Origin of the sequence: Limnohabitans curvus (assembly GCF_003063475.1) — a bacterium.
In the GTDB taxonomy this organism is placed as follows: Bacteria; Pseudomonadota; Gammaproteobacteria; order Burkholderiales; family Burkholderiaceae_C; genus Limnohabitans; species Limnohabitans curvus.
Genome location: NZ_NESP01000001.1, coordinates 1172253 through 1196104, shown reverse-complemented (window position 1 = coordinate 1196104; position 23852 = coordinate 1172253). Strand labels below are relative to the sequence as shown.

General features: G+C 56.7%; 27 protein-coding genes. 22 read left to right on the top strand and 5 right to left on the bottom strand.

From position 1 onward, the window contains the following. Positions 1 to 3 precede the first annotated feature (3 nt). From B9Z44_RS05980 to B9Z44_RS05965, 4 genes are all read right to left on the bottom strand, one after another. A complete protein-coding gene (locus B9Z44_RS05980; RefSeq protein ID WP_146180592.1) occupies positions 4 to 249 on the bottom strand; it encodes a hypothetical protein in 246 nt (81 codons plus the stop codon). Further along, on the bottom strand, positions 246 to 554 hold the full coding sequence (locus tag B9Z44_RS05975) for a hypothetical protein (protein ID WP_108401934.1): 309 nt from the start codon (positions 552 to 554) through the stop codon (positions 246 to 248). The genes B9Z44_RS05980 and B9Z44_RS05975 overlap by 4 nt, the downstream gene beginning before the upstream one ends. A 390-nt stretch (positions 555 to 944) precedes the next feature. Further along, positions 945 to 1352, bottom strand: coding sequence for a hypothetical protein (locus tag B9Z44_RS05970; RefSeq protein ID WP_108401933.1), 408 nt, complete (start codon positions 1350 to 1352; stop codon positions 945 to 947). A gap of 66 nt (positions 1353 to 1418) precedes the next feature. Then, the gene (locus B9Z44_RS05965; RefSeq protein WP_146180591.1) at positions 1419 to 1868 is read right to left on the bottom strand and encodes a hypothetical protein; all 450 of its coding nucleotides are present in this window, start codon (positions 1866 to 1868) and stop codon (positions 1419 to 1421) included. Positions 1869 to 1884: 16 nt separating this feature from the next. Here B9Z44_RS05965 and B9Z44_RS05960 point away from each other — a divergent pair, with 16 nt between their 5' ends. From B9Z44_RS05960 to B9Z44_RS05895, 14 genes are all read left to right on the top strand, one after another. Next, positions 1885 to 2727, top strand: coding sequence for a hypothetical protein (locus B9Z44_RS05960; protein ID WP_146180590.1), 843 nt, complete (start codon positions 1885 to 1887; stop codon positions 2725 to 2727). A 12-nt stretch (positions 2728 to 2739) separates the two neighbouring features. Further along, positions 2740 to 3294, top strand: coding sequence for a hypothetical protein (locus B9Z44_RS05955; RefSeq protein WP_108401930.1), 555 nt, complete (start codon positions 2740 to 2742; stop codon positions 3292 to 3294). 9 nt (positions 3295 to 3303) lie between these two features. Beyond that, positions 3304 to 4137 (top strand): hypothetical protein, encoded by an 834-nt coding sequence (locus tag B9Z44_RS05950; protein WP_108401929.1) that lies wholly within the window; start codon positions 3304 to 3306, stop codon positions 4135 to 4137. Then, positions 4130 to 4738, top strand: coding sequence for a 2OG-Fe(II) oxygenase family protein (locus B9Z44_RS05945; protein ID WP_108401928.1), 609 nt, complete (start codon positions 4130 to 4132; stop codon positions 4736 to 4738). Before B9Z44_RS05950 ends, B9Z44_RS05945 begins: the two co-directional genes overlap by 8 nt. Further along, entirely contained in the window at positions 4692 to 5279 is a 588-nt protein-coding gene (locus tag B9Z44_RS05940; RefSeq protein WP_108401927.1) for a 2OG-Fe(II) oxygenase, read from the top strand. Before B9Z44_RS05945 ends, B9Z44_RS05940 begins: the two co-directional genes overlap by 47 nt. Before the next feature lie 46 nt (positions 5280 to 5325). Next, complete coding sequence (locus B9Z44_RS05935; protein ID WP_146180589.1) at positions 5326 to 5937, top strand: 2OG-Fe(II) oxygenase family protein; 612 nt, start codon at positions 5326 to 5328, stop codon at positions 5935 to 5937. Positions 5938 to 5955: 18 nt separating this feature from the next. Continuing rightward, positions 5956 to 6153 (top strand): hypothetical protein, encoded by a 198-nt coding sequence (locus B9Z44_RS05930; RefSeq protein ID WP_146180588.1) that lies wholly within the window; start codon positions 5956 to 5958, stop codon positions 6151 to 6153. Then, the gene (locus B9Z44_RS05925; RefSeq protein WP_245912767.1) at positions 6153 to 7514 is read left to right on the top strand and encodes a radical SAM/SPASM domain-containing protein; all 1362 of its coding nucleotides are present in this window, start codon (positions 6153 to 6155) and stop codon (positions 7512 to 7514) included. Before B9Z44_RS05930 ends, B9Z44_RS05925 begins: the two co-directional genes overlap by 1 nt. Continuing rightward, positions 7507 to 8049: a DUF1833 family protein gene (locus B9Z44_RS05920; RefSeq protein WP_108401924.1), complete on the top strand. Its 543-nt coding sequence runs from the start codon at positions 7507 to 7509 to the stop codon at positions 8047 to 8049. Before B9Z44_RS05925 ends, B9Z44_RS05920 begins: the two co-directional genes overlap by 8 nt. After that, on the top strand, positions 8046 to 8468 hold the full coding sequence (locus tag B9Z44_RS05915; protein WP_108401923.1) for an NlpC/P60 family protein: 423 nt from the start codon (positions 8046 to 8048) through the stop codon (positions 8466 to 8468). Before B9Z44_RS05920 ends, B9Z44_RS05915 begins: the two co-directional genes overlap by 4 nt. A gap of 11 nt (positions 8469 to 8479) precedes the next feature. After that, the gene (locus tag B9Z44_RS05910; protein ID WP_108402824.1) at positions 8480 to 10759 is read left to right on the top strand and encodes a phage tail protein; all 2280 of its coding nucleotides are present in this window, start codon (positions 8480 to 8482) and stop codon (positions 10757 to 10759) included. A gap of 67 nt (positions 10760 to 10826) precedes the next feature. Then, a complete protein-coding gene (locus B9Z44_RS05905; protein ID WP_108401922.1) occupies positions 10827 to 11210 on the top strand; it encodes a hypothetical protein in 384 nt (127 codons plus the stop codon). Then, on the top strand, positions 11207 to 11671 hold the full coding sequence (locus tag B9Z44_RS05900; protein WP_108401921.1) for a glycoside hydrolase family 73 protein: 465 nt from the start codon (positions 11207 to 11209) through the stop codon (positions 11669 to 11671). Before B9Z44_RS05905 ends, B9Z44_RS05900 begins: the two co-directional genes overlap by 4 nt. Next, on the top strand, positions 11668 to 12165 hold the full coding sequence (locus B9Z44_RS05895) for a hypothetical protein (protein WP_108401920.1): 498 nt from the start codon (positions 11668 to 11670) through the stop codon (positions 12163 to 12165). The genes B9Z44_RS05900 and B9Z44_RS05895 overlap by 4 nt, the downstream gene beginning before the upstream one ends. Before the next feature lie 449 nt (positions 12166 to 12614). Here the strand turns inward: B9Z44_RS05895 and cadR are convergent, their stop codons facing one another. Next, entirely contained in the window at positions 12615 to 13079 is a 465-nt protein-coding gene (cadR, locus tag B9Z44_RS05890) for a Cd(II)/Pb(II)-responsive transcriptional regulator (RefSeq protein ID WP_108401919.1), read from the bottom strand. 104 nt (positions 13080 to 13183) lie between these two features. Here cadR and B9Z44_RS05885 point away from each other — a divergent pair, with 104 nt between their 5' ends. The 8 genes from B9Z44_RS05885 to lspA all read left to right on the top strand — a co-directional run bounded on the left by B9Z44_RS05885 (position 13184) and on the right by lspA (position 23790). Continuing rightward, positions 13184 to 15418: a heavy metal translocating P-type ATPase gene (locus B9Z44_RS05885; protein WP_104801476.1), complete on the top strand. Its 2235-nt coding sequence runs from the start codon at positions 13184 to 13186 to the stop codon at positions 15416 to 15418. 57 nt (positions 15419 to 15475) lie between these two features. Beyond that, positions 15476 to 15817, top strand: a complete 342-nt coding sequence (locus tag B9Z44_RS05880; protein ID WP_236658025.1) for a hypothetical protein — start codon at positions 15476 to 15478, stop codon at positions 15815 to 15817. A gap of 168 nt (positions 15818 to 15985) precedes the next feature. Further along, positions 15986 to 17344 (top strand): TolC family protein, encoded by a 1359-nt coding sequence (locus B9Z44_RS05875; protein WP_108401918.1) that lies wholly within the window; start codon positions 15986 to 15988, stop codon positions 17342 to 17344. A gap of 2 nt (positions 17345 to 17346) precedes the next feature. Beyond that, positions 17347 to 18945: an efflux RND transporter periplasmic adaptor subunit gene (locus tag B9Z44_RS05870; RefSeq protein WP_108401917.1), complete on the top strand. Its 1599-nt coding sequence runs from the start codon at positions 17347 to 17349 to the stop codon at positions 18943 to 18945. A gap of 16 nt (positions 18946 to 18961) precedes the next feature. Continuing rightward, positions 18962 to 22156, top strand: coding sequence for a CusA/CzcA family heavy metal efflux RND transporter (locus B9Z44_RS05865; protein WP_108401916.1), 3195 nt, complete (start codon positions 18962 to 18964; stop codon positions 22154 to 22156). 49 nt (positions 22157 to 22205) lie between these two features. Further along, positions 22206 to 22589, top strand: a complete 384-nt coding sequence (locus B9Z44_RS05860) for a hypothetical protein (RefSeq protein ID WP_108401915.1) — start codon at positions 22206 to 22208, stop codon at positions 22587 to 22589. A 135-nt stretch (positions 22590 to 22724) separates the two neighbouring features. After that, on the top strand, positions 22725 to 23018 hold the full coding sequence (locus tag B9Z44_RS05855) for a double zinc ribbon domain-containing protein (protein ID WP_108401914.1): 294 nt from the start codon (positions 22725 to 22727) through the stop codon (positions 23016 to 23018). Between the two features lie 295 nt (positions 23019 to 23313). Next, positions 23314 to 23790, top strand: coding sequence for a signal peptidase II (gene lspA / locus B9Z44_RS05850; protein WP_104801470.1), 477 nt, complete (start codon positions 23314 to 23316; stop codon positions 23788 to 23790). Positions 23791 to 23852: the final 62 nt, after the last annotated feature.

Below are 23852 nucleotides of genomic sequence, written 5' to 3'. Positions count from 1 at the left end.
AATTTAAGGAACCCAATCATGACCCTCAAGACCCGGCTGGATGAAGCTGTGGGAACGATCGAGGGGGATGCCCAACTGCTCCATGAGATCGTCCACGGGGATGATCAGACGACCGTGACCACGCAAGGTGGCCAGGTCAAGAGCGTGGCCAACGTCATACATGGGGTTCAAACCCAACTTGATGCGTCCCGCCAAGATCTGACCAATCAGGTGGCTACGGCCACCCAACAAGCGAGTAATGCTGCTCAATCGGCTAGCAATGCATCGACATCGGCCACAACAGCCAGTACCAAGGCAAGTGCGGCCAGTGATTCTGCAACCAGTGCGGCAAGTTCTGCGACGGCTGCGGCGTCTTCGGCAACCACGGCCAGTACCAAAGCCAGTGATGCCAGCAGCAGCAAAACGGCAGCGGCCACCTCTGCAACCAATGCGGCCACCAGTGCCACCAATGCAGCGAGCTCGGCAACAGCGGCGGCAGCCTCGGCCACCACCGCGACGCAAAAGGCCAGCGATGCGGCCACCAGTGCCAGTTCGGCGGCGAGCTCCGCCTCCACGGCCAGCAGTAAGGCAACAGATGCACAGACCGCTTTGGCGTCGGCTCAGTCGCAGGCTTCGTTGGCGTCTGACTGGGCGCAAAAAACCGCTGCAACCGTTGACGGCACTGGGTATTCGGCGAAGTATTGGGCCGGTCAGGCAGCCAACTCGGCAGCAGTGGTGACCACCAATACGGTGATTCCGGCTGATGTGTTTGCAGGGGATGGCGTCAAGACGGATTTCACCCTCAGCCATCCCGTGGCCTATCCGGGTGCTGTGTTGGTGACGGTGGCTGGAGTTCCTCAAGCACCGATAGATTCGTACTCGGTCCCCGCAAGTACGACCCTGCGCTTTGTGTCCGCACCGGCAACAGGTGTGGGCATCAGTGTTCGGTATCTCGACAAGGAGGCTCAATCTGGCGCAGCGTCTGCACAGGAGTGGGCCACCAAAACCGGCGGTGTGGTCTCCGGCTCGACGGAATATTCGGCCAAGTACCACGCCCAGGCAGCTGCTGCGAGTGCCACTTCGGCATCGTCGTCTGCGACGGCGGCATCTGGAAGTGCGACATCGGCAGCAGGCTCCGCAACCACGGCCACGACCAAGGCTGCCGATGCAGGGACATCGGCCACCAATGCGGCAACTTCAGCCACCACAGCCAGCACCAAGGCCAGCGACGCTGCGACATCGGCGACCAATGCTGCCAACAGTGCCAGTGGTGCATCTGCCTCTGCAACAATAGCAACGGCTAAGGCCACCGATGCAAACAGCAGCGCAACAGCTGCAGCAAGTTCGGCCAGCAGTGCATCTGGCAGTGCCATTCTGGCGCAGGATTGGGCGACCAAAACGACAGCCCCCGTCAGCGGCAGCGACTATTCGGCCAAGTATTACGCCCAGTCGATCTCTGCTTCAGCATCAACCGCCACGCAAAAGGCAACGGATGCGGCGGCCAGTGCGACGGCTGCGGCTGGTTCAGCAAGTACCGCCTCGACCAAAGCCTCGGATGCCGCAACGTCGGCGACCAATTCAGCGACTTCTGCCAGTACCGCCAGTACGCAGGCGGCTGCAGCGGCAACCTCAGCTACGAATGCGGCGAGCTCCGCTACTGCAGCGGCAGGTTCGGCCACCACCGCAAGTGGCAAAGCGACGGACGCAGCCAACAGTGCCACAGCGGCAGCAACCTCGGCCAGCAACGCCAGCACGAGTGCCACCAATGCAGCAACTTCGGCCACGTCGGCAGCTGGGGCAGCCACAACGGCAACGACTAAAGCTGGAGATGCAACGGCGAGTGCAACTTCCGCTGCTAATTCGGCGACTGCGGCGGCAGGCAGTGCCACAAGCGCAGCAGGGTCGTTGACGGCATCGCAGGCGCAAGCAACACTGGCTTCTGATTGGGCGCAAAAGACCACCGGTACGGTCGACGGCAGTGGTTACTCAGCCAAATACTGGGCGGGGCAAGCGGCAGGATCGGCAGCAGCGGTGACGGCCAATACGGTCATTCCCGCCGATGTGTTCACCGGCGATGGCGTGAAGACGGATTTCACAATCAGTCGGCCCGTTGGATATCCCGGAGCACTGATGGTGACGGTTGCCGGGGTGCCTCAAGCACCCTTGGATGCCTACACCACACCAGCCACGACAACACTCAGATTCAGTTCGGCTCCTGCCAATGGCGTCGTGATCAGCGTGCGCTACCTGGACAAGGAAGCGCAGTCTGGCGCAGCCGCAGCCGAGGAATGGGCGAACAAGACGTCGGGACCTGTTTCAGGATCGACCGAGTATTCGGCCAAATACTACGCACAGTCCATCGCTGCAAGTGCGGCGACGGCCAGTCAGCAAGCAACCAGTGCCGCGAATTCGGCTGCGGCGTCGGCTGGCAGTGCGACCGCATCGGCGAACTCTGCGACAGCATCAGCAACATCTGCCACCCAAGCTCAGAGCTACATGAGTCAGGCGCAGGGGTATGCCGCTGCAGCGGGCGGCTCCAGCGTCGCTCCACAGGTCTTTACCGGCAATGGTTCGGCTACTGACTTCAGTCTGAGCACTGCAGCGTCCAGCGTCCACAAATTGATCGTGACGGTCAATTACGTGGTGCAGGACTCACTCGATGCCTACGTCCTGGTCAATTCCGGGGCGACTTTGCGATTCACATCAGCACCAGCCGCCAGCGCGCGGATTGTGGTGCGTTACATCTAACTAGGAGAAATCATGGCGATTACGCGCATCCCCAAAGCGGGGCTGGATGATGCCTTGCAGAACGAAATCAATGGCAAGTTGGACAAGGCCGGTGGAACCATGACGGGCTCCATCACGATGACTAATGGAGCCTTGTTCAAGAGCAGCGTCACAAGTGATGACGCTCGAAATACGGGCTACAAGATGGCCGACGGGCAGGACATCGGAGAGATGAATCGCTCAAGTCAGTACTACGACGACCGGGCCACCAACTGCAATGGATATCTGCCTAATGGCAACTGCGCCAGTAACGGGTACTGGAACCCCCCCAATGGCAACTGGTGGACCTGGGGCGTCAGTGGAGTGCCGACTGGAAATTGCGCCAACTGGGGCAGCTATGACGGCGCAGGCGGCACCACTCAGGTCTTCAACGCGGTGTCGGTCGGATTTAACTACGACGGGTATTACGAAGCCGCCAACGAGATCGGTGGTTCTGAGTACCACCGTTGGTATCGAAATTGCAACTGTGGGGCGTTCAACTGCCGAACCAATTGCAATTGCAACTGTGCATGTTGCGGCTGCTGCTGAGGAGACGCTATGAAAGTCTATATCACCCGTCCCCCAGCCTATGCGAGCTCGCCAGATCACGTGGTTCGTGTCTTGGTCGATGCGCCAAAGCAACGCGTTGGCGTTGAGATGTGCATTGTTTTTTCACCCAATCCCAGCGAGCCAGTGCCAGACGATGGGAGCGTTGTGCAAAGCGGTGACAAGTTCTACAAGGTCATCGCTGCCAGCGAGTTTGACTATGAGCTGCTCAAAAGAAGTACGGGGTGGGCGGATCGTCAAGCCTGGCATCTGACATTCCGTTGGGATGCCCGATCGTTCACTGATCCGATTCCGCTCTACACCTATTCCATGGCCACCAAGATGTCGGCCCCAGAGTTGTCTCGAACGACCTACCAAAACAATCTGTCAGTGGGCTTTGTGGTTCCGTTCTCGGACTCGGCCTTTGAGGACTGTGCTGTGACCGTGAACATCAACCCCGATGTGAACAAAGGCGATTGTGTGGTGATGGGCGTGAACGCTTCGGAAATCGAACGTACCGACTATTCGGCGAGTGCCCAGGTACGGGAGTTGATCTTGTTGCCTGGTGTCCAGATATCAGCGCCAACGAGCTGTACACCTGACGGCCAGGTCAACGTCCAGGTGCAAGTGCTCGATGCGAATGACATGCCTATTGAGCACGATGCTGAAATCTTTCTTGAGGCGGTCAATGGCTACCTTCCAAAGACCCGCATCAAAACAGTCAACGGCCAGGCAAGTGTCCCTTTCATGGCCTTGGGCCTTGTGGCAGGAGATTCAGCACGGGTCAAAGCCGGTTTCAAATACTTCAGTGGTGCTTCTGATGTCTCCATCCAGATCCATGACTAAGGAGCTGTTTGGAGCAAGGGTATATGTCGGTCTCCATCCATTTTCAGATGACGTGATGCTGGAGATGCGCAAACGGGCGCTGGCCATACACCAGAGCATTAATCCTCATGGCATGCCATGGTCTCGATGCACACGGGAGAGTTTGCATATCGCCGAACCATTTCAGCAGGTTACGGAATTGATCGAGCATGTGGTCGAGACTGAGTACGGATGCAGTGTGAGCCAACTGACTGGACGAGAAGTGGTCATACAGAACGGGCAATGCCTGCCGCTGCACTGTGAGGACACCGATCTGTCAGCGGTATTCGTGCTGAGTACTGAAGCCAGAGCGAATCCTGAGCGCAGTGATTACTCCGGCGCATTCGTTTTGGTCAATCCGAGTGGAGCGTTTGGATTCAAGCGCCTGCCATGGGAGGGGCTGAGATCGGAACTGATTTATCCGGCAGCAGGAATGCTGATGATTTTTCCGAGCTACCTGGCTCACCACACTCACCCCTACAACGCACAGGAGCCAGCGGTTGAGTTGCACTTTGAACTCAACGTGGTCGACAACCATGCCCATCAACGTTTACGACAACCCAGTTTCCCCCGAACTCTGTGAAGCAACGCGAGCCTGGCTTTTGTCGCAAAGCCCCATCTTCGGATGGCGAGCACACGCGAATGCACCAGGCGCGTTCTGGCATCGAAATTTCGTGTTGCCAGGAATACATCAGCACCACTATGACGATGATGCTTGGAATTCTGAGCTGAGTTACGAGGCCTTTTGTTCCTCGAAAAGTCCCTTGGCAGAGGTTGCCGAGATCATTCGCCAGCAGCACTTTGACGGAGAGGCCTTCACTCGGATCTGGGCTAACTTTCAGTCCTTTGGTGACGAGTCAGCATTTCACAGGGACTTCCCTGTGCAGTACGCACGGACTGCCCGCACAGCCGTTTGGTATCCAGTGATGAACTGGGAGAGGGATTGGGGTGGTGATTTCATCACTCTCTCGGATGACGGAGAGGTCGATGCCTGCACATTGATTAAACCAAATCGGCTGGTGGTGTTTAACGGGACGAAAACGCATGCGGCTCGTCCGATTTCTCGCTACTGCAGCGAACTGCGAATAGCAGTTTCATTCGGATGTGAGGTGATCAATGCTTGAGCATCTATGGAGCACCCCAGTTCTCCATGAGGAATCGCCATTCACCATGGACCAGCTCGAGGAGTTGAAGCAATTCACAACTGAGCGATTTCGCAATCACAAAGCCCATCCGCCTCGTCATGCATTGCCTGATGTGCCCGTGAAGTTGCGAACGCAGCTGAATCTGTTCTTGCCTGATCATGAGATGCATGCCCCAGCGGTCTGGTTTGAATTCAAACGCTGGGTGGATCGCACCTACCGCGCCTATCTGAAAGAAGCCCATGGAGTTAGGAATGTGAACGAGCTTGAAGTGCTCGCTCGGTGCATACCTGTCTGCTACCAAAAAGGCATGCGCGCGCAGCCACATTACCACCACACGGGCGATCATGTGCTGTGTCTGTATTTGGATTGCGGCAACGACCGAATACCTCCAGAGGACCGCGATTGGACGGTCGGAGATGGTGAATTGCTCTTACAGGACCCCCGCCCCATGGCGGGGTTTCCATTTTGGGAGAAGGTTCGCTACATCGAAACATCTCCCGGCCTGGTCGTATTGCACCCATCGCGGGTATGGCATGAGACCAACCCCTTCAATGCCCCAAGCGGTCAACGCACCTTGTTGGTCGTGACCCTGCGTGTGGCGTCCCATAACTACACCGAGCTGTACACCCGGCTATGAGCCGATTCGGAGATGACGATGATTGAGAAAACCATAGACCTCGTTGATGACGAGCATGTTTTGTTCACTGTGACGGTAGTCGAAGGCGAGCGCATCCGCTCCCGTCGTGAATACCACTTGGCCAAGTTCGCGCACCAAGACGCTGAAGAGGTTTGTCGTCAGGCTTGCCCCGAGGCTTTCGCACAAGAGCCGTCGGTTCAGAGCGGAGGCATGTGATGGCTAAGTTCACATTGCTGGCACGCGATCGTGCCAATTCACCTGTTACGCTGATCTACGACAACCAGACCAGTGAACTGCTCGATGGGGATCTGATGCCTTGGCCTCTGCCGTATGTGGAAAAAACCTGGTCGGTTGGTCACATCGAGGCGATAAGTCAGACGATGCCAGGGCGCAAAGAGAGTCCGAAAGTTCTGAAAATTCAGCTAGGTCTCTCATGCAACTATTCGTGTGACTACTGCAGCCAGCGGTTCGTCCCTCATGCTGAAGAAACAACGCAGGCAGATGTGCCGCAGTTCTTGCATCTGCTCGAATCAAGTCTTGAGAGGGCTCCAGAGCGCATTGAGTTCTGGGGTGGAGAGCCGCTGGTCTACATCAAGACCTTGCGTCCATTGGCCGAAGCCCTGCGACAGCGATACCCGGATGCTTCATTCAGCATCGTTACCAACGGCTCTTTACTCAACCCCGAGGTCAACACCTGGCTTGATGTGATGGGATTTGGGGTAGGCGTTAGTCATGACGGACCAGGCCAACCCGCTCGCGGTCCAGATCCGCTAGATGATGAAGCGAGTCGCGAAGGGATCATGGACTTGTATCGACGTCTTGCACCGCAGGGGCGCATTTCGTTCAATGCGATGGTCCATCGAACCAACACCAGCCGGGAAGAAATCGCCAAGTTCTTCCTGCAACTGACTGGTGACCCGTCGCTGTCAATCGGCGAGGGTTCATTTGTCGATCCCTACGATGTCGGTGGCTTGGCCAACTCGATCCAGTCTGAGCAGGAGGCCTTTGAATTCCGTCGCCAATCGCTTGAAGAGATCCGGCGTGGTCGCATCGTGCATTTGGATGTGGCTCGATCTCGCATGCAGGAATGGGCGCGCAGCATCTTGGAACGTCGTCCTGCCAGCGTATTAGGACAAAAGTGCGGGATGGATACCGCGAACCAAGTCGCCGTTGACCTCATGGGCAACGTGCTCACTTGTCAAAACGTGAGCGCGGTTGCTGTTGCACCCAACGGGCAGTCCCATCACATTGGCCACCTCTCCAATCTCGAAAAAGTAGCCCTCCGCAGTTCGACGCACTGGTCTCACCGTGAAGAGTGTCTGAATTGTCCTGTGCTGCAGGCTTGCAAGGGCGCTTGCATGTTCTTGGAAGGGCCGTTGTGGACAGCTGCTTGTGACAATGCGTACTCGGACCATGTGCCGTTCTTTGTGGCTGCCATTGAGCACCTGACAGGGTGTGCCGTTTATCGCATCGAAGGCGACTTGCCAGAGGGTCGAGCCGACGTTTTTGGGCTGAAGTCGCAAGACCAAAGATCACCACGCCGCAAGTTCATCCCGATCAAGGTCTCAAATGCCTGATGTCGCACTCTCTGAGGCACTGCGGGAGGCCTATGCAAGCGCTCCGAGCAATGTCGTCATTCTGCATACGCTGGAGATCCGGCACCCGGATTTCAAAGATGATGCGGGTAATACGACGGCAATCCGTGTGGTGCGTGATCAGCAAGACTTGCTGGCAAGGCTTGAGGAGTCAGCGCCAATCAATGCGGGCCAGCAGGTCCAGTTCGTGGCCATGGGCTTTGAGCTTGATCTGCCGCCGGTGGATATCGCGCCGGTTCCTGAAATCGCGATCACCCTGGACAACGTCACCCGGGAGATCGTGAAGCACTTGGACGAGGCATCGGCCTCGGAGTCATCCATTGAAGTGACCTACCGTCCTTACCTGTCCAACGATCTGAGTGGTCCGCAGATGGATCCACCGATCACGCTCGTGATCACCGAAGTCGAGGCCGACGTGCAGCGGGTCACGGCCAAGGCACGCATGGCGGACATTGGCAACAAGACCTTCCCGTCTCGCCTGTACACCGCAACTGAGTTTCCAGGGTTGGCCCGATGAAAGATGAAGATTCACCGAGTTGGGCGATCCAGTACATCGGTCGTCCGTGGATTGCAGGCGAGAGAGGCCCCGAGTCATTTGACTGCTGGGGCCTTTTTCTTTGGGTCCAGAAGACCCACTTCGGTCGTGACTTGCCGGTGATCCCGGTGGACGCGCTGAATCTGCGCACGGTCCTTCATACGTTCAAAAACCACCCGGAGAGACAACGCTGGGCGGCAGTCGATGTTCCCAAGCAGGGCGATGCAGTGTTGATGCGTCAGTCTCGACACCCCGTGCATGTGGGTGTGTGGGTCGATGCGGACGGCGGTGGTGTCTTGCACTGCTCCCAGCAAATTGGGGTGGTGTTTCAACAACTGAGTTCCCTTGCTAGTCACGGCTGGCAGGTGGAGGGGTATTACCGATGGAAGGAATTGCCATGACAAGCGTTTGCATGTCAGACCTGCCCAGTCCTGGACTGGTCATCTGGATGCGAAATCCGTTCGAGCCCAGTGATCGGCAGGTGAGTCATGTGTTTGGTTCGCCCACGATCGCTCAATGGATGAATCGTGATGGCATCGAGCTCGACCAGCCCACCTTGATCCTCAAAAACGGCCAGCCGGTGCTGTTGGCACACAGGGCTGTGACTCCGATCGATGCAGGTGACGTTGTTGCTTTGGTCACTCTGCCGCAAGGTGGTGGAGGTGGGGGCAAAAACCCGCTGAGAACTGTGCTAATGATCGCCGTCCTAGTCGTTGCCAATGCATATGGCGGCGCACTGGCTGCCTCAATGGGGTATTCAGGCACGCTGGCCACGGCTGTGGCGTCCACTGCAATCGCGGTCACTGGCTCGGTGCTCGTCAATGCGCTGGTGCCATTGCCAAATCAGTCCTTGCCCTCGGCATCGGCCAACACCACATCCCCCAGCCCGACGTACTCATTGCAGGCGCGTGGGAACTATGGACGCCTCGCGCAACCCGTGCCCGTGATCTATGGCCGCCATCTGGTGTACCCAGATCTGGCCACCATGCCCTATACCGAGTACGAGAACAACGAGGAGTATCTCCATCAATTGCACGTCATCGGTGTGGGTCAGTTTCAGTTTGAGGAACTGTCCATCGATGACAGCCCGATCAGCTCGTTTGCCGAGGTGCAGGCGCAGGTGATTGAGCCTGGCGGACAGAACACCCTGTTCAACCCGGATGTGGTCACGGCCCCAGAGGTGTCAGGGCAGGAGTTGATTGCTGTCAACGACACCGGGGCCATCGTTGGTCCCTTCGCCCTGAATCCGGTGGGCACACAGATTAATCAGGTTGGTGTCGATGTGGTGATGCTGCGCGGTCTGTATTACGCCAACGACAGTGGTGCATTGGAAAGCCGCTCGGTGCAATGGCGGGTTGAGGTACGAAGCATCAACGACGATGGCGACGCCACCTCAGGCTGGCTCCATGTGGCAGATGAAACTTACTCGGCGGCCACCAACACTGCGCAACGCCTGTCGTTCAAGTATTCGGTGTCGCCTGGGCGTTATGAGGTTCGCCTGCAGCGCCTGGATGCGCGGGACACCAGCAACCGAGCTGGTCACGAGCTGCGTTGGGGCCAGGCTAAGGGCTATTTGGCGGGATCGAGTTTGCCCACTGATCTGACCTACTTGGCACTCAGGATGCGCGCAACCGACAACTTATCGCAGCGCTCATCCCGACTGGTCAACTGTCTGGTGACGCGCAAGCTCCCTATCTGGAATCCGAGCACTGGATGGTCTGCGCTGCAACCCACTCGTTCGATTGCGTGGGCCTTCGCGGATGCGGTCAAGGCCAGCTATGGAGCAGGGTTGCCGGATCGGCAATTAGACCTGGCAGCCTTGGCACAGTTGGATGCGGTGTGGTCGGCGCGCGGGGATACCTTCAATGCCGTGTTCGATCAGAACCAGACGGTGTGGGACGCCTTGGGACAGATTGCCCGGACGGGGCGTGCTGTGCCGTTCTTGCAGGGTGGGATTGTTCGCATCGTTCGCGATGAACCCAAGACCATCCCGGTGGCGCTCTTTTCTGCAAGAAACATCGTGCGCAACAGCTTGAAGATCCAGTACCTGATGCCAGGCGATGCCACGGCGGATGCAGTCACGATCGAATACGTCAATCCCAAGAGTTGGAAGCCAGATGAGTTCACGGTGTCCTTGCCTGGATCCCAAGCTGCCAAGCCTGCTCGTGTGAGGTTGTTTGGCTGCACCGATAAGGCGCAGGGCATTCGTGAGGGGAAATACATCGCAGCGGCCAATCGGTATCGCCGACGAATCGTCACCTTTCGCACTGAGCTGGAAGGTTTGATCCCGACCTATGGGGATCTGATTGCCCTAAGCCATGACATTCCCCGTTGGGGTGTTAGTGGCGAGGTCTTAAGCTGGGACGGCCAGACGAGAACCGTGCGGTGTTCCGAGCCGCTGAGTTGGCAGTCAGGAGCCGTTCACTACCTCGTTCTGCGAAGGCCCGATGGCTCGGTCTCTGATGCCATCGAGGTCACGCCGGGCGCAACAGCCACCCATGCCGTCCTGAAAACCCAACCCGGCTTTGAGCCACTGGTCGGTACTGACCGAGAGCGAACGCACTTTGCTTTTGGTGTGGGCCAGTCCTGGTCCCAGTTGGCACGCGTCATGAGCGTCAAGCCTAGGGCTGAGCAGGTCGAGCTGACTTGCGTGGCCGAGAACGCGTTGGTGCATACCGCCGATCAATCCTGATCTGAACCTGATTTTTGTAACCGCCCGCCGAGGAGCAATCCCGGCGGGTTTCTTTTTGGAGAAATGAATGCCAGAACCGACAAGTAGTGGGGTCGCCGGAGCAGCAGTGGCCTACAAGGCGCTGGGAGGAACAGCAGCCGCTGTCGCGAGCGGGGCCACTTTGGCAGCCGTGGTGGTCATGCTGATGACCCCACCTCGGAATAAGCGGGAGTGGGCCGTCGGCTTGATCAGCACGGTGGTGTCCAGCATCGGCGGCGGTGCATTCACCGTCGAGCACTTCGATCTACATCACTGGGCGTTTTCAACCATGGGACTGTGTGCCATGGGTGGATTGATCTTTGCCTGTGGTCTGCCGGGATGGGCGATGGTGCGCTGGACCTTTGCTTTCATCGACAAGCGTCGGGATGACTCGCTTGATGCCGTGGCCAAGGACGTGAAGGAGCTGCTATGAAGCCGATTGAGTTCATCGCAATGATCGGATCTTCCGCGCAGGCTACTGCCAAACGCACGGGTGTGTTCGCCAGCATCACGATCGCTCAGGCGGCCTTGGAGTCAGGTTGGGGTGAGTCGGGTCTTGCTAAGGTGGGGAAGAACCTCTTTGGTATCAAGGCCGATAGCCGTTGGCGGGGGGAGACCTTGATCTTGCAGACCAAGGAATTCATCCGTGGCCAGTGGGTTGTGGTGCCTGCCAAGTGGCGCAAGTACGCCAGCTGGCAAGAGAGCATCGATGACCACGCAGCCTTTCTCAAGCAAAACCCACGCTATCAGCCGTGCTTCCAATGCCTCAAGGCAGAGGCATTTGCACAGGCACTGGCCAAAGCCGGGTATGCCACTGATCCAGGCTATGCCGACAAAGTGATCAATCTGATGAACCAACACAAGCTGCAAGCTCTGGACGGAGGTACGCCATGAGCTGGGTTTCCAGATTCATCTACGCCAACTGGAATTACCTGATGGGCGGTCTCGTGCTGATGATGGTATTCATCTGCGGAGTTCAGATCGGAGAGTCCCGGATTCAACGGGAGTGGAATGCCGAGAAGTTACGCGTGGCGTTGGTCGTGGCCAAGCAAGAGCAACGCGCCGCTGATGTGCAGCAATCTCAAAGTCAAATCAATCGGGAAATCTCAAATGAATATGCCAAAAACTCAAAGGCACTGGCCAGTCGTTTGCCTAGTCTTCGCCCTGTCGGGGTGTGCAGTAGCACCCCAATCTGTGCCGGGAGTGTGCCCACAGTTTCCGAAGCTCCCGCAGGAGCTGCAAGCCACCCCGCCGACGCTGTATCTCTTACCGCTGGAGATGCGGGAGCGGTGAGTTGCGCGCAGTTGAGCAAGGATGCTGCACAAACCACCCTGATGCTGCTTGAGGTACAGCGGTGGTACCAAAAACAATCAGCAATTGAACCTTAAACAGAAGCCCGGCTTGTCTTAGGACAGGTCGGGCTTTTTGTCGTTTGTGCGGTCGGGAATCCTTCTGGATCCATGGGAATCTAATCCTTCTTAGCTTTATCGATCAGAGAAAGAAGGTTTTTCATTGCGCTGGCCTGTGCAAATCCATCATAGATCTTGTCATCAAGGAGCTCCCTAGCTGACGGGCCTTCCTTGCACTTTCCTCCAGCCTTCACCAATGCATCCACCATTTCTGTATTGTTACTTCGTCTGTAAAGGTGCGAGTACTTGGCGATATCCAGAGGTAAGTCGCACTCGTTGTCTGGAATGTTTGGATCTGCGCCACGCTCAAGTAGCGTGTATGGCTAGCCCATAGTAAGTTTCATAAACTGCCACATACAAAGCAGTGCGCCCATCGTCATCACGAAAATTGATGTCATGACCCGATGTAAGCAGATGATGCCTTTCGTTCAAAGCTTTGCCTTGAGACTGTGTGCCCCATGAACATGCCCCTTGCTGGTGGTTAACTCCTGATCGGGATGCGATGCGGTGGACAACTCTCTCAAGATGCCGCATTGACTGGCCTGTTGAGATTTACGGCAGTTCTCCCGCAAGGTCTTGAGCTGTCGCTCTAGCGCTTTCAGCTCTTTGATGCGGGCGGCCACATGGCCGATGTGCTCGTCGAGTAAGTCATTGACATCTGCGCAGTTCTCTAGAGGCGAGTCCTTGAAGCGCAGCAATATTCGGATTTCGTCCAGCGTCATGTCCAACCCACGGCAGTTCCGTATGAAGGACAGTCGGTCAACGTGTTCGCTGCCGTACACCCGGTAGTTACCTTCTGTGCGAGGCGTTTCTGGCAACAATCCTTCGCGTTCGTAATACCGGATCGTCTCAACCTGAGTGTGAGCCGCCTTGGCCAGTTCACCGATTTTCATATCTTCACCTTGAGCGGTGGCAAGAAAGTTGCGCCATTTTATTTGTAGGTACTTGACATTGTAGTGGCTACAGGGTTTTTAATCCATCCAACAAGGAGAAGATCATGAACCCTACTCACCAACGCCAACAAGTTGACACTGCCTGCGGTTGTGGAAGTGGCTGCGCTGCATCCCCTGCCGTGGGCGGGCCAATGGCGTCTAAAGCAACGGCTGTTGAGCCACATAGATTCCGGATCGCGAACATGGACTGCGCGTCCGAAGAGTCAGAAATCCGTCGAGCGCTGGACGGCGTGGCAGGCATTCGTGGCTTGCAGTTCAACTTGGGCGACCGCGAGTTGACCATCGCTGCCGAGGATCATGCTCTGCGGTTGGCACTGGATGCGATTCGCAAAGCGGGCTTCAAACCGGAACCACTCGGAGTAGAAGACAAATCGGATGGAGCTACTGCCGCTGCGCCAACTGGTTTTTGGGCCTCATGGGGCAAATTGATTGCTGCATTGGGGCTGGCCGTGGCGGCTGAAGGCTTGGCATTCGCTTTTCCAGATAGTTGGCCAGCAAAAGCCCTTGGAATGGCGCTGGCCGCGGTGGCCATCGCCCTGGCGGGTTTCTCCGTCTACGGTAAAGGGCTTTCCGCACTGCGGCAAGGACGCTTGAACATCAACGCCTTGATGACTGTGGCCGTGACAGGTGCCTTCTTGATAGGCCAGTGGCCAGAAGCTGCCATGGTGATGGCCTTGTATGCCATAGCCGAGGCCATCGAGGCTCGAGCGGTGGACCGGGCGCGTAACGCCATCAAGAGCTTGCTGGCGCTGGCACCGGAGCAAGCCGAGGTGCGTCAAGGTGACGGCAGTTGGACGCGCGTCGGCGTCAAAGCTGTCGTTGTCGACGCAACAGTGCGCATCCGTCCAGGAGAGCGCGTTCCACTCGATGGTGTCGTCACGCTCGGACAGAGTGCCATCGACCAGTCCCCTGTGACTGGGGAAAGCCTGCCTATAGACAAGGCTCCTGGCGACGAAGTGTACGCAGGCACCATCAACCAGTCTGCAGCCTTGGAATTCCGTGTCACCGCGCCCGCTTCGGACAGCACCCTGGCGCGCATCATCCACGCAGTCGAGCAAGCACAGTCGTCCCGTGCGCCGACACAGCGCTTTGTAGATCGGTTTGCCGCGATCTACACCCCTGCCGTTTTCATCCTGGCTGTCGCCGTCGCGTTGCTAGCGCCGTGGATCACGGACTTGACCTGGATGCAGGCTGTCTACAAGGCCTTGGTGTTGTTGGTCATCGCTTGCCCTTGTGCCTTGGTTATTTCCACACCTGTCACGGTCGTCAGCGGTTTGGCAGCCGGGGCAAGGCGGGGGATTTTGATCAAAGGTGGCGTTTACTTGGAGGATGCGCGAAAGATCAAAGCTGTGGCCCTGGACAAGACCGGTACGATCACGGAAGGCAAGCCCAAACTGGTGGCCTTCGAGCCCGTGGACACAGGTCTTGATCAACGGGTGCTGGAGGGGCTTGCAAAGAGTCTCGCGGGCCGGTCGGATCACCCGGTTTCCAAAGCCATCGCAGAGGGGCTGTCAACCGCCGATCAAGAGGTGGGAGAGTTTCAAGCCGTTGCAGGGCGTGGAGTGCAAGGTGTTATCGGCAATCATTCCTACGCGCTGGCCAACCACCGCTGGATCGAGGAGCGTGGGCAATGTTCGGCTGAACTCGAAACCCGCCTCGCAGTTCATGAGGAGGCAGGTCGCACGGTCACACTCCTCGCTAACAGCGAACGTGTGATGGCGATCTGCGCGGTGGCGGACACCATCAAACCATCCTCCGCCCAAGCGGTGGCCGACCTGAAGTCGCTCGGCGTGACACCGGTCATGCTGACAGGGGATAACATCGCGACCGCGCGCACCGTTGGCTCTCTGGCGGGCATAGCCGAAGTGCGGGGCAACCTGCTGCCAGAAGACAAACTACAGGCTATCGGCGAACTTCAACAGCGACTGGGCATCACGGCAATGACTGGCGATGGCATCAACGATGCACCAGCACTTGCTAAGGCCGACATCGGCTTCGCCATGGGTGCTGCTGGAACCCATACGGCGATGGAAGCCGCAGATGTTGTGGTCATGAACGATGACCTGCGTCGTCTGCCGGAAACGATACGGCTCTCGAAGCGCACCCACGCTGTTCTGTGGCAGAACATATGTCTCGCGCTGGGCATCAAGTTGGTGTTCTTAGTGCTGGCCATCTTCGACAACGCCTCCATGTGGATGGCGGTGTTTGCGGACATGGGGGCAAGCTTGCTGGTGGTCCTCAATGGGCTAAGGTTGCTTGGAAAGCAATCGAGCAAGTAGAAAAAGATGTACGGGAAAGTCTATAGCTGCTATACTCTTGATCATATGCGTAAATGGTTGGCAATCCTTTTGTTGGTATTTGTGCCGCTACAGCTTAGCTGGGCGGCTGCAGCCAGCTATTGCCAACACGAAACCGGTACCTCAGCCAAGCACTTTGGTCACCATGACCATCAGCACAAGACTGCGGATGGCAAAGACGCATCTTCCGATTCAGTCAAGACCATCGGTGGCGACCCCGATTGCGCATCCTGTCACGCAGGATGTTTGTCGGCCTTGCTTGGGGCAGTAGCGATTGCATCGCTGGCCGACTCGTCTCTGGATACAGCAGAGTACGGGGCTCGTCTCACGTCGCCCCCTTTTGAACGCCTCGAACGCCCTCAGTGGCACGTCCTCGCCTGATCGGTGGGGAGCGCGTTCCTTTCCCTTCGTCATCCCAATGTTCGGATACGCCTAGAGCGTGACCGTGTCAAGCCGACTTCGTGCGGTTAATGTGATGGCGTCGTAGGCGATCATTTGGATCGCTCTCCACCGATTCCCTCGTGTTTTTGAATATCACCGGAGAATCGGATGTTGAAGAGTCATCACAATCACAAACGACGGAAGTCAGTCTCCGTCCCCCGCACATCAAGAGTTGCGGTAGCTACGAGTTTGCTCTTAGCGCTGACCGCAGGGGCAGCTTTCGCTCAGGCGCTTCCAGCAGCACAAGAGAATCATCCAGCCGTCAGAAGAGGCTTACAGAGCGAAGCGATAACGATACTGACGCTGCAAAAGGCCATCAATTTAGCCCTTGACAGCAACCTTGATCTGGCTGTCGCAAGGCGGGAAATAGAGGCAACACAAGGCCAGGTGGTCCAGGCGCAAGTTCGCCGTAATCCTGAACTTGCTTACTCACTCGAAGATAGGCAGGTACAGAGTCGCACAACAAGCGTGCAGATCAATTTGCCCATCGAAATGGGAGGCAAGCGCGCTGCCCGTGTCACTGCGGCAGAGCGAGGACGTGACATTGCGGCCGAGGACCTGAACGTGCGCCGCGTCGAAATTCGTGCCGCTGTGGTCGCTGCCTTCTTCGAGACTTTGGCAGCACAGGAACGCGTAGCATTGGCCGAGGATAGTGTCGATCTGGCAAAACGCGCTACTGATGCAGCTGCCAAACGTGTGGCAGCAGGCAGGGTTTCTCCAGTCGAAGAAACCAAGGCACGGGTGGCCGAAGCAGGTGTGCGGGTCGAACTGGCACAGGCACAGAGCGAACAACGCAGTACTCGTTCACGTTTGGCCAGTTTGCTTGGGTCCAACCCACCTCGATTTACCCTCGTGGCGGGCAGTGTGGACGAATTTCCGACGGTCCCTTCGTTCGATAACGTTCAGCAGCGCCTTGCTGCTTCGCCAACACTGCGCCGTGCGCAGCTGGAGGTTGAGCGCCGCAGGTCGTTGGTTGATGTTGAGCGCAGTAAACGGATACCGGACGTCACTTTCAGTCTGGGGGTGAAACGCCCCAACGAGCTGCAACGCGATCAACTGCTGTTCGGTGTTTCCGTCCCCTTGCCAATGTTTGATCGCAATCAGGGGAACTTGTTGGAAGCTCTAAAACGCGAAGGTAAGGCGCAGGACGAACTTCAAGCGCTGGACGTTCGCGTCAGCACGGATTTATTCCAAGCCCGTGAGCGGCTGGAATCCATTCGTGATGAGGTCGATGTCCTGCAACGGGATGTTTTGCCTGGAGCCAAGAGCGCCTACGACGCGGCCACCATCGGATTTGAAAACGGCAAGTTCAACTTCTTGGAAGTGCTGGATGCACAGCGCACTTACTTTGCCGCCAAGTCTCAATACCTCAAAGCATTGGCTGAGGCGCATCGCGCAGCAGCGGACATTGACCGCGTGCTCGGCGAATTTGGTGCAAATGCTACACAGCCAGCGAATAAGGAATAAACATGAAAATCGATACCAACAAACTGAATGTCAGCAAGAAGCATCTGATCGCCATCGCCGTGATCGTTGCGACGGGCGTTGTACTGGGCAGCGCCATTCTCGGCGGCAAAGCAACCAAGACAGCCGAAGATGACGGCCACGGTCACGGCAGCCACGTTGAAGCCAAGGCACACAGTGATGGTGAGCATCACGGCAAGGAGAGTGGAGACAAACACGACCACGACAAGGGTCATGCGGACGGCGAACACCACGAGGCCCCGACCAAGGGGCCGCATGGAGGCAAGCTGTTCAAGGAGGGGGATTTCGGGCTGGAAGCGTTACTCGCTGAGGAAGGCGGTGAGCCTCGTTTGCGAGTCTGGTTGTATGACAAAGGCAAGCCATTTCCCACCAGCGCTGCAAAGGTCAGCGCGACCATCACGCGTTTGACCGGAGAGAAACAGACACTCAATTTCGCGACTGAAAAAGACAGCCTGTTGAGCCGGGAGGTCGTGCCGGAGCCGCACGCGTTCGAGATCAGCATCGTTGCCCAGACAGCCAACGAACCCTTCATGTTCGTTCTCAAACAAGAAGAGGGGAAAGTCGAACTCAGTGATGCGCAAATTAAAGCGGCATCTATTGGCATCGACACAGCAGGGGCTGCACGAATCAAGACAGCCCTGCTATTGCCGGGGGAAATTCGCTTGAACGAAGACCGGACATCGCACGTTGTTCCGCGCATTGCGGGTGTGGTCGAGAGCGTGCAGGCTAGCTTGGGACAAGCCGTAAAGAAGGGGCAGGTCTTGGCCGTAATTGCCAGCCCGGCTGCGTCTGAGCAGCGCAGCGAGTTGCAAACAGCGCAAAAGCGCCTGACCTTGGCCAAAACCACGTTTGAGCGTGAAAAGCGGCTCTGGGAGCAAAAGATTTCCGCAGAGCAGGACTACCTGCAAGCAGGGCAAGCGCTGCACGAGGCTGAAGTAGCTGTGGCCAACGCTCAACAGAAGCTCTCCGCTTTGGGCCTAGCCACCGTTTCTAAGGGGGGTCTTAACCGCTTTGAATTGCGTGCGCCCTTCGATGGCTTAGTGATTGAAAAGCATCTCAGCCTCGGCGAAGCCGTCAAGGAGGATGCTGCCGTGTTTACCGTCTCCGATCTGGGGCAGGTTTGGGCTGAAATCAACGTGCCAGCCAAGGACTTGCCGCTGGTCCGAGTCGGCGAAAAAGTGAGCATCAAGGCCACTGCATTCGATGCTAGCGCTACTGGTGTCATCACCTTTGTTGGGTCGCTGATTGGCGAACAAACCCGTATGGCCAAAGCCCGAGTGGTCCTGGCTAACCCCAAAGGTGCTTGGCGTCCTGGGCTGTTCGTCAATGTGGAAGTGACCTCCTCAGAGGCTGACGTGCCCGTGACAGTGGCTAATGATGCCATTCAGACTGTGGGTGACAAGCCAGTTGTGTTCCTACAGGTGAATGGCGGGTTCATCGCTCAGCCCGTGCAGTTGGGTCGCAGTGATGGCAAGCGCGTCGAGGTGTTGCAAGGGATCAGAGCCGGGGCACAGTATGCGTCGACAGGCAGTTTTGTTGTGAAGTCAGAGCTTGGCAAATCCTCTGCCGAACACACCCATTGATACCGGAGCAACGCACATGTTTGAAAAACTCATTCGCGCAGCCATCGAACACAGATGGTTGGTATTACTGGCAGTCGTTGGTATGGCTGCCATCGGCGTGTTCAATTACCAAAAGCTCCCCATTGATGCCGTACCGGACATTACCAACGTGCAGGTTCAGATCAATACCCAAGCACCTGGATATTCCCCGCTTGAGACCGAGCAACGGGTGACTTACCCCATTGAAACTGTGATGGCGGGTCTTCCTAACTTGGAGCAGACCCGCTCCCTGTCTCGCTATGGGCTGTCGCAAGTGACCGTGATCTTCAAGGACGGCACGGATATTTACTTCGCGCGTCAACTGGTTAATGAGCGCATCATGGGAGCACGTGACAAAATGCCAGCCGGCATCACGCCTGCGCTGGGGCCGATCTCCACCGGCTTAGGCGAGATTTACCTGTGGACGGTCGAGGCCAAGGAGGGTGCAAAGAAGCTCGATGGAACGCCCTACACGGCCACCGATCTACGCGAGATTCAGGACTGGATCATCAAGCCGCAATTGCGCAATGTGCCCGGCGTGACGGAAATCAACTCGATTGGAGGATACGCCAAGGAATACCAGATCGCGCCGATACCCGAGCGACTGGCGTCATTTGGCGTCACCTTACAGGACATTGTGACGGCGCTGGATCGCAACAACGGTAACGTGGGCGCAGGCTACATCGAAAGGCATGGCGAGCAGTACCTGATCCGGGCACCTGGACAGGTTAAGACGCTGGAGGACATTGGAAACGTCATTCTCAGCAGCGCGGGTGGCGTGCCGATCCGGGTGCGTGACGTGGCAGACGTAGGTCTGGGGCGCGAACTGCGCACTGGCGCTGCAACGGACAACGGGCGTGAGGTAGTACTTGGCACGGTCTTCATGCTCATCGGCCAGAACAGTCGCACAGTGTCGCAGGCTGTTGACAAAAAAATGGTGGAGATCAACCGTAGCCTGCCCGAAGGCGTCCACGCAGTAACGGTCTACGACCGTACCGTATTGGTAGACAAAGCCATCAGCACAGTGAAGAAGAACCTGCTGGAAGGCGCGATTCTCGTGATCGTGATCCTGTTCCTGTTCCTAGGTAACATCCGTGCGGCCATTATCACTGCCACGGTAATACCACTGTCCATGCTCTTTACCTTCACAGGCATGGTGCATTACAAAGTCAGCGCCAATTTGATGAGCCTCGGGGCACTGGACTTTGGCATCATCATCGATGGCGCGGTAGTGATCGTCGAGAATTGCGTCCGACGTCTCGCCCATGCGCAAGCTCACTACGGCAGGCCGCTGACCCGCTCAGAACGCTTTCACGAGGTGTTCCTAGCATCCAAGGAATCACGTCGCCCGCTCTTGTTCGGTCAGCTGATCATCATGGTGGTTTACCTGCCTATCTTTGCTCTCACAGGCGTCGAAGGAAAGATGTTTCATCCGATGGCGTTCACGGTGGTCGCAGCGCTGGTGGGTGCCATGATTTTATCGGTAACCTTCATTCCGGCTGCGGTCGCGCTGTTTATTGGCAATCGTGTCAGCGAGAAGGAAAACTTCTTGATGGTACAAGCCAAGCACTGGTACGGCCCTTTGCTGGATCGTGTTATGGAGGCCAAGGCTGTTGTGTTGGCTACTGCAGCCGTGGCAGTGGTGTTGTGCGGTTTGATCGCAACCCGCATGGGTAGTGAGTTCGTGCCCAGCTTGAACGAAGGAGACTTCGCCATTCAGGCCTTGCGCATTCCTGGCACCAGTTTGTCGCAATCGGTAACGATGCAGCAGCAACTTGAAGCAACGCTGAAATCCAAGTTTCCCGAGATCGAGCGTGTCTTTGCGCGCACGGGAACGGCGGAAATCGCCTCTGATCCTATGCCACCGAATATTTCTGATGGCTACATCATGCTCAAGCCAATGTCTGAGTGGCCTGAGCCGCGCAAGTCACGCGACGAGTTGTTGGCCGCCGTGCAGGAGGTTGTGGGCAAGATACCGGGTAACAACTACGAGTTCTCCCAACCGATCCAACTTCGATTCAACGAACTCATCTCGGGGGTGCGAAGCGATGTGGCGGTAAAGATCTTCGGGGATGACATGGACGTCTTAAACAAGACAGCCGAAGAAGTCTCGTCGATGTTGCAAAAAATCCCTGGTGCCTCAGAAGTCAAGGTGGAACAAACCACAGGACTGCCTATGCTTACAGTCAATATCGATCGCCAAAAGTCCGCTCGCTTCGGGTTAAACGTGGCCGATATCCAAGAAGTTGTGGCCACGGCTATCGGTGGGCGAGAGGCCGGTACGCTGTTCGAGGGTGATCGCCGTTTCGACATCCTGGTTCGTTTACCAGAATCTCTGCGCAACGACCTTGAGAGCATGAAACGCTTGCCGATTCCCTTGCCACGCGCCACTGGCAGTGCAGAGGGACGAACCAACTTCATTCAACTGAGCGAAGTGGCAACCTTCGATCTGGCACCTGGCCCCAATCAGGTTAGCCGCGAGAACGGCAAGCGTCGCATTGTGGTGAGTGCAAACGTGCGTGGCCGTGACGTTGGCTCCTTTGTGGCCGACGCTGAAGCTGCGTTGACGAAGGTCAAAATTCCTGTGGGTTACTGGACGAGCTGGGGCGGCACTTTTGAAAATTTGCAGTCCGCTACTCAGCGTTTGCAAATTGTCGTCCCGGTATCTCTGCTCCTAGTTTTCGTGTTGCTTTTTGCGATGTTCGGAAATGCCAAGGATGGCTTGCTGGTTTTTACTGGCATTCCGTTTGCCTTGACCGGAGGCATTTTGGCCTTGTGGTTACGCGACATCCCGATGTCGATTTCCGCAGCAGTAGGCTTCATCGCCCTGTCAGGTGTGGCCGTGCTCAATGGCCTCGTGATGATTTCCTACATCCGCAGCTTGCGAGAAGAGGGGGCCCAATTGGACGCGGCCATCCGCGAGGGTGCGTTGACTCGTTTGCGCCCTGTATTGATGACAGCCTTGGTGGCGTCATTGGGCTTCATTCCAATGGCAATCGCTACAGGAACTGGCGCAGAGGTACAGCGTCCTTTGGCCACCGTGGTGATTGGTGGCATCTTGTCTTCCACATTGCTGACTCTGCTCGTGCTTCCAATTTTGTATCGGCTGGCTCATCGTCCAGACGAGGAATTGGAGGACGTCACTGCCGAACCGGTGCATCCGCAGGCTGCGGCTGCTTCGCAGAATTCATAAGCCAGTCTTTAGATCTGATTCTTAACCTGTACTTTTGAAAGGAAAACTCATGAAACTGATTTCGACCACCTTCGCTTTGATGTTGATGGCATCAGGCGTCGTATTTGCTGCGGACAAACATGACCATGGTCATGAAGACAAGCCTCTCCATGGAGGTTTGGTCACGGAAATCAAGGATATGGACTACGAGCTCGTGGCCAAGCCCGATGTGCTGCAGTTGTACGTGCGCGATCACGGGAAACCAGTTGATGTCAGCAGGGCAACAGCAAAAATCACTTTGCTCTCAGGTAGCGACAAGCAAGAGATTGATTTGAAACCATCGGGTGACAAGCTTGAAGCAAAAGGCAGTTTTAAAGTCGCGCCCGGTACGAAGGTTGTCGCGCAGGTGAATCTTGCAAGCAAGGCAGCGACGGCACGATTTGTTCTGAAGTGACGTAAGGGCGGAGAACGACCTTCTTGGCACTTCTTTGCATTGCCCTAGCGAGTGCGAATGTTTCGAACAATTGTGATGAGATCCGTTGGTTGGCCTTAGCGGCCTTGTAAGGCGTTCTTGAAAGAGGAAAGATATATGAGTATTTTTGACAGACTTTTCGGTGGTCATCAGGGTGGCGGCCACCATGGTGGGGCGCATCACGGTGATCGCCACGGCTATGGCGGTGGGTACGGAAGCGGCGGACCTCCAGCCAGCGGAGGAGGCAACGCCGGCGTTGCATGCCCGAACTGCAAGGCGCTGAACGCGCTAGGGGCTCGTTTCTGCCAGCAGTGCGGAACTACGTTGGTTCCTTCTGCGTGCACGCAATGCGGAACGACCCTGCAAGCGTGGGCGAAGTTCTGTGCTCATTGCGGAAAGGCAGCGACTTGACGGAACCATCTTTGTAGGCGACAACTTTTCGGTGTCGCTTGCACTGACTTGGCCTGTGAAAGTTCCTGTCATGCATGATTTGATGAATTTGATGATCAAGTTAAGGAGCGTCTGCTTTAACCTCTTCGAGATGTGCTGATGCCACCAATTCGAATCGCTGCGCAGGTTCAGGCCGCTGGCTGCTGATGCACTTTTGACTACCGGATATTCACGCAGCCGTATGCCCCTTCAAGTTGCACTGGCCGCCGTCACATGCGGTGCCAAGCATCGATGTCCTCGAAATTGAAAAGTAGTAATGACGTATCCGAATCGCAAATCCTATTGGTATTCCGTGGCGTTCATCGTGCTTGCAATCGACCAAGCCACTAAGAGTCTCATTGATCTGACCACGCCGCTGGGCTGGTCACTTGAAGTGACACCGTTTTTCAATCTGGTCCATGTTCTGAACCCGGGCGCGGCTTTTAGCTTTCTGGCTGGCGCCGGAGGTTGGCAGCGCTGGTTCTTCCTTGCGATCGCACTGGGGGCTTCAATATGGTTGGCCTGGATGCTGAGCAAACCGGTGCGCCGTCTTGAGGCCTTGGCGTACAGCCTGATCTTGGGCGGTGCCGTCGGCAATGGCTTTGACCGTGTCGCACGCGGGCAGGTCGTCGACTATCTGGACTTTCACTTGCGTGGTATGCACTGGCCTGCGTTCAACATCGCCGACGTGGCGATCACGGGAGGAGTTGTTGCGCTAATAGCAGTTTCATTTCTTGAGGAACATCAGAAGTGACCTATCGCTTTCTTCACGGACATGCGACTGCTCAGGATTGCAGTTTCCGCTTGGTCAATACA

Excerpts from the sequence above, each read along its gene's own strand:
- B9Z44_RS05930 (WP_146180588.1), top strand. The coding sequence starts at position 5,956 with ATGATTGAGAAAACCATAGACCTCGTTGATGACGAGCATGTTTTGTTC.
- B9Z44_RS05875 (WP_108401918.1), top strand. The coding sequence starts at position 15,986 with ATGTTGAAGAGTCATCACAATCACAAACGACGGAAGTCAGTCTCCGTC.
- B9Z44_RS05905 (WP_108401922.1), top strand. The coding sequence starts at position 10,827 with ATGCCAGAACCGACAAGTAGTGGGGTCGCCGGAGCAGCAGTGGCCTAC.
- B9Z44_RS05895 (WP_108401920.1), top strand. The coding sequence starts at position 11,668 with ATGAGCTGGGTTTCCAGATTCATCTACGCCAACTGGAATTACCTGATG.
- B9Z44_RS05955 (WP_108401930.1), top strand. The coding sequence starts at position 2,740 with ATGGCGATTACGCGCATCCCCAAAGCGGGGCTGGATGATGCCTTGCAG.
- B9Z44_RS05940 (WP_108401927.1), top strand. The coding sequence starts at position 4,692 with ATGCCCATCAACGTTTACGACAACCCAGTTTCCCCCGAACTCTGTGAA.
- B9Z44_RS05935 (WP_146180589.1), top strand. The coding sequence starts at position 5,326 with ATGGACCAGCTCGAGGAGTTGAAGCAATTCACAACTGAGCGATTTCGC.
- B9Z44_RS05920 (WP_108401924.1), top strand. The coding sequence starts at position 7,507 with ATGCCTGATGTCGCACTCTCTGAGGCACTGCGGGAGGCCTATGCAAGC.
- B9Z44_RS05970 (WP_108401933.1), bottom strand. The coding sequence starts at position 1,352 with ATGGCACTGCCAGATGCACTGCTGGCCGAACTTGCTGCAGCTGTTGCG.
- B9Z44_RS05870 (WP_108401917.1), top strand. The coding sequence starts at position 17,347 with ATGAAAATCGATACCAACAAACTGAATGTCAGCAAGAAGCATCTGATC.
- B9Z44_RS05950 (WP_108401929.1), top strand. The coding sequence starts at position 3,304 with ATGAAAGTCTATATCACCCGTCCCCCAGCCTATGCGAGCTCGCCAGAT.
- B9Z44_RS05900 (WP_108401921.1), top strand. The coding sequence starts at position 11,207 with ATGAAGCCGATTGAGTTCATCGCAATGATCGGATCTTCCGCGCAGGCT.
- lspA (WP_104801470.1), top strand. The coding sequence starts at position 23,314 with ATGACGTATCCGAATCGCAAATCCTATTGGTATTCCGTGGCGTTCATC.
- B9Z44_RS05885 (WP_104801476.1), top strand. The coding sequence starts at position 13,184 with ATGAACCCTACTCACCAACGCCAACAAGTTGACACTGCCTGCGGTTGT.
- B9Z44_RS05860 (WP_108401915.1), top strand. The coding sequence starts at position 22,206 with ATGAAACTGATTTCGACCACCTTCGCTTTGATGTTGATGGCATCAGGC.
- B9Z44_RS05855 (WP_108401914.1), top strand. The coding sequence starts at position 22,725 with ATGAGTATTTTTGACAGACTTTTCGGTGGTCATCAGGGTGGCGGCCAC.
- cadR (WP_108401919.1), bottom strand. The coding sequence starts at position 13,079 with ATGAAAATCGGTGAACTGGCCAAGGCGGCTCACACTCAGGTTGAGACG.
- B9Z44_RS05925 (WP_245912767.1), top strand. The coding sequence starts at position 6,153 with ATGGCTAAGTTCACATTGCTGGCACGCGATCGTGCCAATTCACCTGTT.
- B9Z44_RS05915 (WP_108401923.1), top strand. The coding sequence starts at position 8,046 with ATGAAAGATGAAGATTCACCGAGTTGGGCGATCCAGTACATCGGTCGT.
- B9Z44_RS05910 (WP_108402824.1), top strand. The coding sequence starts at position 8,480 with ATGTCAGACCTGCCCAGTCCTGGACTGGTCATCTGGATGCGAAATCCG.
- B9Z44_RS05945 (WP_108401928.1), top strand. The coding sequence starts at position 4,130 with ATGACTAAGGAGCTGTTTGGAGCAAGGGTATATGTCGGTCTCCATCCA.
- B9Z44_RS05865 (WP_108401916.1), top strand. The coding sequence starts at position 18,962 with ATGTTTGAAAAACTCATTCGCGCAGCCATCGAACACAGATGGTTGGTA.